Annotated in this window: 9 protein-coding genes; 4 read left to right on the top strand and 5 right to left on the bottom strand. The window is 75.2% G+C overall.

Annotation, left to right across the window (positions count from 1 at the left end; translation table 11 throughout):
* Positions 1 to 75: 75 nt before the first annotated feature.
* The 4 genes from ACWEO5_RS08740 to ACWEO5_RS08725 form a co-directional block, all read right to left on the bottom strand.
* The gene (locus tag ACWEO5_RS08740) at positions 76 to 1,338 is read right to left on the bottom strand and encodes a serine hydrolase domain-containing protein (RefSeq protein WP_452161447.1); all 1,263 of its coding nucleotides are present in this window, start codon (positions 1,336 to 1,338) and stop codon (positions 76 to 78) included.
* Positions 1,339 to 1,695: 357 nt separating this feature from the next.
* Positions 1,696 to 2,238, bottom strand: a complete 543-nt coding sequence (gene tpg / locus ACWEO5_RS08735; protein WP_452161445.1) for a telomere-protecting terminal protein Tpg — start codon at positions 2,236 to 2,238, stop codon at positions 1,696 to 1,698.
* 98 nt (positions 2,239 to 2,336) lie between these two features.
* Complete coding sequence (tap, locus tag ACWEO5_RS08730; protein ID WP_452161443.1) at positions 2,337 to 4,727, bottom strand: telomere-associated protein Tap; 2,391 nt, start codon at positions 4,725 to 4,727, stop codon at positions 2,337 to 2,339.
* 190 nt (positions 4,728 to 4,917) lie between these two features.
* Positions 4,918 to 5,370: a hypothetical protein gene (locus tag ACWEO5_RS08725; RefSeq protein ID WP_452161441.1), complete on the bottom strand. Its 453-nt coding sequence runs from the start codon at positions 5,368 to 5,370 to the stop codon at positions 4,918 to 4,920.
* A gap of 357 nt (positions 5,371 to 5,727) precedes the next feature.
* Here ACWEO5_RS08725 and ACWEO5_RS08720 point away from each other — a divergent pair, with 357 nt between their 5' ends.
* A complete protein-coding gene (locus ACWEO5_RS08720; protein WP_452161439.1) occupies positions 5,728 to 6,273 on the top strand; it encodes a hypothetical protein in 546 nt (181 codons plus the stop codon).
* A gap of 316 nt (positions 6,274 to 6,589) precedes the next feature.
* On the opposite strand, the gene ACWEO5_RS08715 is transcribed toward ACWEO5_RS08720, so the two are convergent.
* Positions 6,590 to 6,940: a 5-carboxymethyl-2-hydroxymuconate Delta-isomerase gene (locus ACWEO5_RS08715; RefSeq protein ID WP_452161437.1), complete on the bottom strand. Its 351-nt coding sequence runs from the start codon at positions 6,938 to 6,940 to the stop codon at positions 6,590 to 6,592.
* A gap of 110 nt (positions 6,941 to 7,050) precedes the next feature.
* Here ACWEO5_RS08715 and ACWEO5_RS08710 point away from each other — a divergent pair, with 110 nt between their 5' ends.
* The 3 genes from ACWEO5_RS08710 (at position 7,051) to ACWEO5_RS08700 (ending at position 11,753) form a co-directional block, all read left to right on the top strand.
* Positions 7,051 to 8,106, top strand: coding sequence for an SCO2583/SCO2584 N-terminal domain-containing protein (locus ACWEO5_RS08710; protein WP_452161435.1), 1,056 nt, complete (start codon positions 7,051 to 7,053; stop codon positions 8,104 to 8,106).
* Between the two features lie 160 nt (positions 8,107 to 8,266).
* Positions 8,267 to 9,091, top strand: coding sequence for an ABC transporter ATP-binding protein (locus ACWEO5_RS08705; RefSeq protein ID WP_452161433.1), 825 nt, complete (start codon positions 8,267 to 8,269; stop codon positions 9,089 to 9,091).
* A 91-nt stretch (positions 9,092 to 9,182) separates the two neighbouring features.
* A complete protein-coding gene (locus ACWEO5_RS08700) occupies positions 9,183 to 11,753 on the top strand; it encodes an FtsX-like permease family protein (RefSeq protein WP_452161430.1) in 2,571 nt (856 codons plus the stop codon).
* The last annotated feature ends 44 nt before the right edge of the window (positions 11,754 to 11,797 follow it).

The following is an 11,797-nucleotide window of genomic DNA, read 5'->3' as shown; positions in this document are numbered from 1 at the left end:
AGATCGAGCCACGCGGCCCCATCGAGACCGAAGCAGCACGCCGCCTCGCCGACGACCTCAACGATCAGTAATCAGCTAATTACCCCACACTTTCTGAGGCGGGGTGAGCAGGGCGGTGATCAGGCGGTTGACGACGGCCGGGGAGCCGCCGTTGTCGGCGGTGGAGGTGCCGACGGCGTAGACGGTGCGCAGCTTCAGGTCGCGGGTGGCGAAGACGCCGCTGGCGTAGCCGATGTCGTGGCCGGTCTTGCCCCACAGGACGGTGCCGTCGGGCAGCGTGACGCTCGTCAGACCGGCGCCGTAGCAGGCCGTGCCCCTGGCGGGGCCGGTGTTGCAGTCGCTGCCGTCCGCGTAGTGGAGGGGGGTGCCGGCGCTGTCGAGCGGGACGGCGAACATCTCGTCGAGTTGCTCGGGGGCAAGCAGTCGGCCGCTGAACAGGGCGCTGATGAAGCGGTCGAGGTCAGGGGCGGTGGAGATGACGGCGGTGGCGTCGTCGCCCTGTTCGCTGACGTCCACGGGCCGACCGGTGGAGTCGATGACGTAGCCGTGCAGGGCCGGCCGGGGCATCCGGGTGTCGCCCTCGGGGGCGGATGTGTGGTTCAGGTGGAGCGGCCGGATCACCCGGCTGGTCACTTCGTCGCCGAAGGAGTTGCCGGTCACCTGCTCGATGATCTTGGCGGCGATGCGGTAGCCGAGCGAGCTGTACTCCTGCTTGCTGCCCGGGGTGAAGTGCAGGGGCGGAGTCGAGCCGTCCGCCGGGTGCAGGCTGGAGTGGATGACGTCGTCGAGGGTGAAGTACTGGAGGTGTTCGCCGATCAGCTGGTCGGCGGTGGGGTTTGGGATTCCCGCCTGCATGTCCGGCAGGCCGCTGGTGTGGTTGAGCAACTGCTTTACGGTGATGGGCCGGTAGCTGTCGGGCAGGAGGCCGGGCAGGTAGTGCTGGACGGTCTGGTCGAGGTCGAGCTTCCCCTCGGCGGCCAGCTGGAGGGCCACCGTGGCCTCGAATGCCTTGGAGATGCTGCCGATGTGGAAGTGCGCGTCGGGTGAGATCGGCCGACCTGTGAAGGCGTCCGAGGAGCTGCCCCGCCAGATCTGCTCCGGGGTGCTGACCCGGGCCAGCTGACCACCCACCCGGTCGCCGGGGTGCAGGCCGACCGCCGCGTCCAGAGCCGTCGTGTTGAGCCCGGAGGCACCGATCGGCGATGCGCTCTGCGTGGCGGCGTCCGCCTGGACGGCCGGCGCACCAGCGGCCAGGGCCGGAGCGGCTGTGGCGGTGGTGGCGACCAGCGCAGCGGCGGCCAGCGCCAGCGGGGTGAGGCGTCGCTTGAAGGCGTTCATCGGTCTCCTCCGGGTGAGCACGTCGGACGCCGGTCGAACGTCCTCGATCATGGTGTCGTTCGACCAGCCGACGGTGCATCGGGAATCACCCCGGCTTCGGCCCTGGGCCGTCCCTGACTCCCGGTCAGGGACGGCCCCGACCAGATTCGCGCCGCCCGCCACGCTGGCCTGCGGAATCTGCCCCTGCAGGATGCCCGTCACCGCGAGCTGAAGGCGCTACTCGACCACCAGGCCGACCAACTCGCCATCGTCATCGATGCCGCACACTCAGCTCGCCAACTCATCCGCTCATCCGCTCATCCGCCAACTGAAGCACTCAGTCACCACCGGCTGCCGACCCGGGGAGGTGACGGCGGCTCAGAGCTCCAGTTCCAGCCAGCCGAGGTCGTTGATCTCGGCGGTCAGGCCGTCGGCCCGGCGGCCCCGGTCCTTGAAGTAGTGGTCCTGGAGGGCGCCGGCCAGGATCCGCTGCTGCGCGGCCTCGCTCGCCCCGGCGTCCCGGGCGGCGTACAGCTCGCGGGCGACGTCGCCGGGCAGGTGCTGGGTGATCAGCCGTTCGCGCGGGTCGTCCGTCGATCCGCCCGCCGCGCTGTAGCCGAACCGGGCCTGGATGTGCAGCATGAAGCCCTGCTCCTCGGCCCGGCGGCGGACCCGGCGGCGGACGCCGGGCTGCCAGGTGGCCCGCACCCTCTCCTCGATCCGGCGGGCGGCGTCCGGCTTGGGGGCGATGGCGCCCTTGAGCCAGCGCTGCACGGTCCGCTGGGAGACCCCGAGTTCGGCGGCGACCGCCCGGGTGGAGCCCTTGGCCCGCTTGACCAGGTACCGGACCCGGGCGGGCACGGTGCGCGGGATCGGCTTGGTCCGCTCGACCCGTTCGAGTCCTTCGTCGATCTCCCCCACGGGGCGTCACTTCCTCGCTGCTGGGCCGGAACGGTTCGTTGGTCGGTGGTTCTGTCGGCGGCGGTTCTGTCGGCAGTGGTTCTGTCGGCAGTGGTGGATCACTCGTCGGCGGAGACCAGGCCGCCGGTCTTGATGTGCCGGGCCGGGTTGGCGCCGTCGGCGAGCAGTTCGCGGACCTCGGCGAGCGGCCGGCTGCCCTCGAACTTGACGTGCCCGGGCGAGACGCCGAGCCGCAGCGCGGTGCTGAGGCCGCCGTCGGGGCGGCGCAGCACGTCCGGCGCGGACGGCCCGGGGGCGGCGAAGACCGCGCAGTCGGAGAGCACGGCGAACGGCGGGGTACCGAGTTCGGCGTGCAGCCGGACGAGTTTGCGGTGCAGGTTGACGGTGGCGGTGTCGATCACCAGGGCGCGCACCAGCGGGTCCCAGGTGGGGCGGTCGAGGGCGGCCCAGCGCTGGCCGGGGCGGTAGCCCAAGCCGCGCGGGCGCTCGCGGAACTTGCCGATGGTGCCCTTGGCGGTCTGCTTGATCGCGCCGAGCACGGCCAGTTCGGCCGGGTCGCCCCCGCCGAGCGCGGCCATCGCGTCCAGGAAGGCCGCCGGGTCCCGGTCGGCGAGGTCGAGCGGGACGCCGAGCGCGGCCATGGTGTCGACGTACGCCTGCCGCAGCCGCTTGTGCCACGGGTCGAGGTAGGGGCCCGACTCGTGGCGCAGCCAGCCCTCGCTGGGGCGGACGTCGGCGCCGAGCTCGACGGCGTAGGCGAGTTTGGCGGTGCTGTACCAGGCGGGGCCGGTGGGCGCGCCGCCGTCGGCGGTGAACGGGTTGGGCAGCAGCGGGTCGAGGACGAGGCCGCTGAGGTCGGCGCGCCAACTGCCGGGGGTCTTCTTGTCGAAGACCGGGTTCAGCTCGTGGACCGGCTCGGAGAGCGGGACGTTGAGCCGCCCGGCGGCGGCCAGGAAGGCCATGTTGACGTCGAGGCCGACGGCGAACGGCGCGGTCTGCTCGCGGTCGGTGAGCGGACGGTGCCAGTCCCAGGCTTCGGTGACCAGGACGGCGTCGTCCTCGCGCTCGGCGGCCAGCGGGTGCTCGTCCGGCACCTCGGGCGGCGCGGCGTCGAACGCCCGGGAGCGGGAGCCCTCCACCGGGCCGGACGTCCAGCCGCTACCGGTGCGCACCGGCCGGGTCGGCGGGCGCAGCGCGGTGACGAGTTCCAGCCCGGAGACGGCGGTGGAGCCGCGCGGGGTGTGCACCCGGGTGGCGTACGTGCCGAGCAGGCGGGCGAGTTCGGGGGCGGCGAGGCCCGCCGGGAGCTTCCAGCCGCCGCCGTCCAGCGCGCCCCAGGGGAGCACGCACAGCTGCACGCACTGGCGGCGTCCGGCCTCGGGCTCGCGGTAGATCCGGGCCCAGGGGCCGAAGCCGCGCCGGGTCAGCTGCCAGCCGTCCTTCGCCAGCGCCTTGACCTGCTTGTGGGTGTCGGGCAGCCGGCCGAGCCGGGGCACGTACTGGGTCTTCTCGTCGCGCCCGGCGGGCGGCAGGCCGAGTTCGGTGGCGGCGGCGTCGGTCAGCACCACCAGCGGGTCGCCGTCCTTGCCGTACCGGTGCAGCCGCGCCGATCCGAGACGGGCCGCCAGCGCCCACTCCAGCAGCCCGGCCACGCCCGGCCCGGTCGGCGGTTCCCCCGCCAGCTCCGCGCCGTCCGCGCCGTACGCCACCAGCCCGCGCCCGTCCGCCGCCACCTCCACCACGGCCAACGGCCCGCCGGGGAACCGCGCGGCGGCCGCCTGCTCCCAGTCCTCCGCCTCCACGGCCTTGCGCGCCTTCCCGCCCCCGCCCCGGGTCGCCCCGCCCGTCCCCCGCCCGACCGCGGCCTTCGCCACCGGCGCGGCAACGGGCGCGGGTCCGGCGGCGGGCACGGGCGCGACCACGGGCGCCGGAGCGGGCGCGGCCACCGGAGCGGGCGCGGACCCGGCCACGGGCGGACGGCAGAAACCGCCCAGGTGCATCGGCCTGCCCTGCGCGCGGTACACCGACAGCTGCCCGCACTGCACGCACGGCGCGGCCGCGGCCATCACCAGCGAACCGTCCGGATGCTGGTCGAGCATCACCGCCGGCCCCGGCCCCGGCCCGGGTTCCGGCTCCACCGCGATCTCCGGCTCCGGGGCCGCCTCGGGCTCCGGGGCCGGGGCCAGCTCCGGAACTGGGGCCGCCTCGGGCTCCGCGGGCCCCTCGCCGCCCTCCTCCGCCCCGAGTTGCGCGGCGATGCCCTCCAGCAGGCGCGCGTACGCGGCGCGGCCCTCGCCCTGGGGGTCGCGGCGGCCCTGCTCCCAGGCGGTGAGGGTGCTGGTGCTGATGCCGAGGGCCTGCGCGGTCTCGGTCTTGCCCAGGCCGTACCGCACGCGCAGGCGTTCGCGTTCGGCCGGTTCGGGCAGCGGGACGGCCCGCCGGGGGCCGGATCCGAGCAGGGCGCCGATGGCGTCCGGGGTGCCGGTCACCTCACGCCTCCTTCGCCCGCGGAACGCCGGTCGAACCGGTTCCGCTCCCGTGCCACACTGCCGGGCGGGGGCCACACATCGTGCCGCTGCACCTCTTCTTGCATCCTGCCGAACGATCGAACTCCCGCTCAACATAGACACGCCCCGAGCAGCGGCACAAGCAAGGCCGCCCCGGGCCGCCGCTCCCGCGCTACGCACCGACCGCGGCGACCCAGACCGGGAACGGCCGCGGCTCCCCTTCTGCCTCGTCATCGGGATCCCGCAGTTCGTCCAGGTGCACGACACCCGGGTCCTCGTCGGCCAGGTACCCCTCGACGATCGGCTCCAGTTCCTCCACCGGGTAGTACGGACCGCCGAAGGGCAGCCGGTCCGGCCCCACCGAGCCGGTGGAGCAGCGCAGTTGACCGGCCAGCTCGTCGTGCCAGACGTAGAAGGTGGCGGGCCCGTCGTAGGGCAGGTCCGCGATCCGCCGCCGGATCCCGTCCGCGGTGCCCCGGAACGCGGCGACCACCTCGGCGACCGACGGGGCGGGCCCGTCGTCCGGGCCGATCAACCAGGTGTTGGTCTCCCACTCCTCCGGCGGACGGTCGGGGTTGAGCACCAGCGGTTCGTCCGCCACTTCGGCGATCCAGGTCAGCAGCATCCCGCGAGCATGCACCACCGACCGCCCACCCGACACGCCGATTTCCCGGTCCCGCCCCGGGTCGTACGTTGCCGGGGCGGGACCGCCCGCCGCTCCCCCGCCGGCCCCGGCGGGCAACTCCTGCTCCGCAGGCCCTGAACCGGCCCCGGGCCGGGGACCGCGCCGCGCCGCCCGACCACCGCCCGAACCGCTCGCTCGCCTGTTCACCGGGTGAAACCCACCACCCCGCAGTGACACTTCAACACCGAATCGTCGCTCTGAGTGAGGAAAGCCGCCGCTCGGGTGACGGACCGTCATGAAAGCCGGGCGCCCGCGTGCCCGGCCCGCCCGGGTCTCGTTGGGTGGGACATGGAAAAGATGATCACTCGCGCCTCGGCCGGACTGCTCCTGCTGGCCGTCACCGCGAGCCCCGCGAACGCGGCCACCGCCCAGCGCTCCGGCGCCCACCTGGTGCGCGGACAAGGCGTCGCCGCCTGCCCGGCCGACGCGTTCTGCCTCTACGAGCACGAGGACTACAACGAACAGGAGCCCGGCCGGATCTGGGTGTTCGAACAGGAGAAGCGCACCGCCACCCCGCGGCTGGACCTGACCCGCACGGGAGTGCTCGGATTCGGACGCTCGGCGGTGGCCAACGACAAGGACTTCGTCACCATCCGGCTGTCACCCAACTCCTGCTCCACGGTGCACAACCCGGCCCGCGACTGGGAGTACCTGATCTTCCTCCCGGGCAGCGGCTACCCGGAACGCACCGCCCGCGTCCCCGACCTGAGCCGGGCGAAGGGCATCCACCACACCGCGCGGGAGGTGGACGAACAGGGCCGCCAGGTGATCTCCGGACGCACCCTCGACCTGGACGACCGGGCCCGCTGCCTGCTCTTCGACGAATCCACCCCCGGCCTGTGACGCACTGCTCGTGACGCCCCGGCCGTGACGTCCCGCCAGCCGGTCCCCGCCTGATCCCCGCCTGATCCCTGCCGGTGCCCCGCCTGACCCCGCAGGCCCGCCCGGTCCCCTTTTCCCTCCCGCCATCCCACCCCGGCCCCCGCCACCGCCGCCCGGCGGGTGCCGTCCCCGGCCGCCCGAGCTTCCCCTGCAGCCGCCTCCCCTGCCTCCGGCCGAGGAAAACGATCCGGCCCTCCAGGCGGGGCGGGTCAACGGTCGACCGATCGACCCCACCTCGCGTGGCCCGGCGCCCCGCCAGGAGCACCGGACCCGTCCCTCACCGGCCGGGGTGGTGCACGAACACGTAGCTCTCCCGGTCCAGTTCGGTGATCTCCACACCGAACGCGGCCGGCACCCGGACGTACCCGCGCAGCAGATCGGTCACCCGGGCCGAGAGGGTGCTCCTGGCCTCGGCGCTGCGGCCGGCCAGGATCTTGATCTCCACCAGCACCACGGCCTCCGTCGAGGCGCCGTCGCCGACCAGGTGCCGCGCGGCCGGACGCACCAGCGTCTTGCAGTCGGCCGCCCGGGTCTCGATGACCTCGGGAATCAACTGGTGCACCTCCTTGGCGAAGCCCAGCACGTCGAATTCCAGGCCCGGCGAGTGGTCGATCAGGATCTGCGGCACCGCAGTCGTCCTCCCCGGACGGCGGACCCCACCGGGACCTTTCCGGATTGCCGCGTCCGTGATCCAGAACATAGTCCCGCGACGGCTCTTCCGGCGGGCATACTGGCGCAATGCCCGACCGCCGCCCGCCCGATGCCATCGAGCCCCCGGACCCGTTCGAAGGTCTGGTCCTGGACGAGGACTTCGTCCGTGCCGCCACCGTGAACGAACCGTCCGCCCGGGCCCGGATGCTCGCCGAACGCTGGCGCCGCGAACCCCCGGTCGACCCGGGCGGCCGCCGCTGGTCCGTGGACGGCCCGGCCCGGGCCCGCCGGAACCGCTCCACCGGGCGGTCCGGGCGCTTCCTCCGCCTCCGCCGGCCGCGCCGCCGCGACGGCGATCCGCTCGGCACCCGGTTCCGCACGCTCAGCCGGGGCGAGCGCTGGACGGCCGTGCTCGGCACCCTGATCGTCCTGCTGGTGGTCGGCGGTCTGCTGTTCGGCCCGAACCGGGCGCACACCCCGCAGGTCACCGCCGCCGGCCCCCGGCCGGGCAGCCCCCGCCCCGCCGCCGACCGGGCGCTTCCGGACGGCGGCACGTTCGCCGGCAGCAAGTGCGGGCAACACGGCTACCACCGCTTCCCGGCCGCCGCCGATGCGGTCCCCACCGGGGAGCCCACCGGCCCCTGGCTGCGCTTCGCCTCCTACGGGTACCGGCAGGCGGGCGCCGACCAGCCCGGCGAGTTCGTCTTCGACCTGCAGCTCGGCTCCGGCTCGGACACCGCTCTGGCGCTCCCCGCACCCCTGGGCAGCGCGGGCGTGGCGGTCGAGATCGAGGGGCCCAACGGTGTGGTGGCCGCCGCCTACGGGCTGACCGGCGCGGTGGAGGACGCCGCCCACACCCCCGACGGCCGGGGCTGGCTGGTCACCGGGGCCGGCGCCTCCGCCCACGTGGTGCTGCCCGCCGCCGCCCTCTGCCCGGGCGTCGACGCGCAGGCCCTGGCCGCCGGCCTGGCGCCGGTCACCGACGACCACCGCACCATCACCGGGCCCGCGCCCTACACCCTCACGGTGTCGGTCGCCGACCCCGAGATCGCCGAACTGCGCCGCATCGCGGGCGCGGAGCTCCACAGCGAGGTACTGGCCGCCACCAACCAGTTGCCGGCCTCGGCCGCGAAGCCGGTCTGACCGACGGGGCGCGCCGGGGGCTGCCCGCCCCACGGGGGTGGGGATACCCCCACCCCGAAGCCACCGGCCGCCTTCATGGCGGGTGACCTGCGAGTTTCCTAGCGTTGACGGTGTCCCGGAGCGAGACCGCCGGGGCGCCGTCTCCGAGGAAGGCTCCACCATGTCGCCCCGCCTGCGCCGTTCCGCCTCCGGCCGGCCCGCCCCGTCCGCCGCCCCCGGGCCCGCCCGGCCCGCCACCGGGGTGCCCGCCGTGGAGTTGCGCGCGGTGCGCCGCAGTTACGGGCGCGGCACGAACGCGGTGCGTGCGCTCGCCGACGTCGACCTGGTGCTCGAAGCGGGCACCTTCACGGCCGTGATGGGACCGTCCGGCTCCGGCAAGAGCACCTTCCTGCAGTGCGCGGCGGGCCTGGACCGACCGGACGCGGGCCAGGTGTTCCTGGCCGGGCAGGAAATCAGCTCGCTCGGCGAGGACCGGCTGACCAAGCTGCGGCGCACCCGGATCGGTTTCGTCTTCCAGTCCTTCAACCTGCTGCCGTCCCTGACGGTCCTTCAGAACGTGCTGCTGCCGCAGCGTCTGGCCGGTCTGCGGCAGGACCGGGCCCGGGCCCGCGAACTGCTGTCCCGGGTCGGCCTGGACCAGCACGCCTCGCGCCGCCCCGGGCAGCTCTCCGGCGGCCAGCAGCAGCGCGTGGCGCTGGCCCGCGCGCTGGTCACCGGCCCCGACGTGATCTTCGCGGACGAGCCGACCGGCGCGCTCGACACCCGCAGCGCCCACGAGGTCCTCGGCCTCCTGCGGGACGCGGTGGACGGCCTGGGCGCGACGGTCGTGATGGTCACGCACGACCCGGTCGCCGCCTCCTTCTCCGACCGCGCGGTCTTCCTGGCCGGCGGCGCCCTCGCCGGCGAGATCCGCCATCCCGACCCGCGCGCCGTCGCCGACCGGATGCTCACCCTCTCCGCCACCCCCGCGACGGCCGCCGCATGACCCTCCCCCGCATGACTCTCCCCCGCGCGGCCCGCTGTCCCGGGCCCGCCACCGCCCGACCGACCGCCACCCGCACCCTGGAGCCGACCGCATGAGCAACGGACTGGCCCGCGCCGCCGTGCGCTTCCGCCCCGCGTCCTTCGCGGGAACGTTCCTCGCCCTGCTGTTCGCCTCCGCCGTCGTGACGGCCTGCGGCGTGCTGCTGCAGACCGGCCTGACGGCGAGCGTGGCACCCGTGCGGTACGCCGACGCACCGATCGTGGTGGCGGCGGACCAGCAGGTGAAGTCGACCGTCAAGCGCGGCGAGGACAGCGAGACGATCAGCCAGTCGCTCCCCGAACGGGCCCGGCTGGACAGCGGGTTGACCGCCACCGTGGCGTCCCTGCCGGGCGTCGACCGGGCCCTGCCGGACTCCGCGTTCCAGGTGTCGGCCACCGGCACCGGCCGGTCCGGCCCTTCCGGACCGGTCGGCGGGGACGGGCTGTCCGACGGTTCCGGGCTCACCGGCCGGGGCTGGGGCGCGCTGGGCATCGCCCCGGGCGAGCGGCTGGCCGAGGGCCGGGCGCCCGCCGACGGGGAACTGGTGCTGGACACCGCCAGTGCCCGCGCCGCGCACCTCGCCCCCGGCGACACCCTCACCCTCACCACCCCCGCGGGCAGTGCCGCCTACCGGGTCTCCGGCCTGGCCGAGGCGCAGCCCGGATCGGCCACGGTGTGGTTCTCCGACTCCACCGCCGACCGGATCTCCGGGCACCCGGGCCGGATCGACGCGATCGTGGTGCGGCCCGCCCCGGGCACCGACCCGCGGGGCCTCGCCGACGAACTGCGCCACTCGCTGGACGGGCGGGCCCAGGTGTCGACGGACCGGCAGCGCGGCGCGGTGGAGCAACCCGCGCTGTACGGGGCCAAGGAGATGCTGACGGGGATCGGCGGGTCCTTCGGCGGGATCGCGGCCATGACGGCGGTGTTCGTGGTGGCCGGGACGATCGCCCTGGCGACCGGCCAGCGGGCCCGGGAGTTCGCGCTGCTGCGCACCATCGGGGCGACGCCCCGCCAGATCCGCCGGTCGATCGCCGCGGAGGCGGCGCTGGTGGCCCCGGTGGCCGCGGCGATCGGTGTGCTGCCCGGTCTGGCGCTGGCCCGCTGGTGGTTCGGCGAGTTGGTCTCGCGCGGTGCGGTGCCCCCGGACGTGGTGCTCGGGGTCGGCCCGCTGCCGGTGCTGGCCGCCGTCGCGGCGTGCACGGTGACGGCGCTGGCGGCCGGGTGGTTCGCGGCCCGGCGCAGCGCCCGGATGCGGCCTTCCCAGGCGCTCGGCGAGGCGACTGCGGGGCCGGGTCGCCCCGGGGTGGCCCGGACGGTGACGGGTGCGGTGTTCACGGCGGGTGCGGTGGTCTTCGCGGTCGTGGCGGCGAACCTGACGGGGGAGGCGGCGGCCAACACCGCGCTGGGCGTGGTGCTGTGCTTCCTGGTCTCGGTGGCGCTGCTCGGCCCGTGGCTGGTGCGCGGCGCGGTGGGCCTGTTCGGCGTGCTGCTGCGGGCGGGCGGGGCGCCGGCTTCGCTGGCCGCGGACAACGCCCGGGCCTCGTCCCGGCGGCTGGCTTCGGCGACCGTGCCGATCGTGATGGTGACGGCGTTCTGCGGCACGCTGGTGTTCCTGCAGTCGAGCCTGCAGCACACCGCGGCCGAGCACGTCCGCCAGGGGCTGACGGCCGACCTGGTGGTGACCGCGCAGCCCGGCCGCCCCGGTCTGCCGGCGGGCACGGTGGAGCGGGCCGGGCAGGTTCCCGGGGTGACCGCGGCGGTCGCCCTGCGGCCGACCGGGCTGGTGTACCAGCAGTCCGGCGACGTCCTGGGCACGGCCACCGCACTGGGCGTGGACGGTGACCTGGCGGCCCTGCCGTCGGTACTGGACCTGGGTGTCACCTCCGGTTCGCTGGCCGACCTGTCCGGTTCCGCGGACACCATCGCGCTGGACTCGACGCTCGCCGACAGCCTCGGCGTCCGGGTCGGTGAGCGGGCCCCGCTCTGGCTCGGTGACGGCACCCGGGTCGAGCCGACGGTGGTCGCCACCTACGGCCGGGGCCTCGGCCTCGGCGAGGCGCTGCTCCCCGGTGCCACCTCCGCCGCGCACAGCACGTCCTCCTACCCGACCCAACTGTTGGTCGCGCAGGCCCCGGGCACGGACCGGGCCGCCACCGCCGAGGCCCTCTCCGGGCTCGCCCCCGGCGGGCTGTCGGTGACGGACCGCCAGGGCTACGCGGCACAGGCGGACCGGCAGCGCGAACTGGGCGCTTGGGCGAACAACGTGATGGCTGCCGTGCTGGCGGGCTTCGCGGCACTGAGCGCCGCCAACACCCTGGTGATGACGGTGCTGGACCGCCGCCGCGAGATCTCCCTGCTGCGGTTGGCGGGCACCACCCGCCGCCAGGTCCGCGCGATGCTCCGCTGGGAGGCCCTGCTGATCGCCGTGATCGGCCTGGCCACCGGCGCCGCCATCGCCTGGACCACCCTCACCCCGATCACCCGTGCTCTCACCTCCTCCTCCCCCCACGTCCCGCTCGGCACGGCCCTCCCGCTCGCCGCCGGAACGGCCCTGCTCTGCCTCGCCGCCACCGCCCTCCCGGGCCGCGCCCTGCTCCGCTCCCGCCCCACCACCCGCTGACGGTCCTTGTACCGTCCCGCCCCGAGCCGTTGGGCCGTCCCCTC

This window comes from Kitasatospora sp. NPDC004272 (assembly GCF_053603035.1).
Note: the sequence above shows the minus strand (reverse complement) of the source record. Positions and strands in the feature narration are given on the sequence as shown.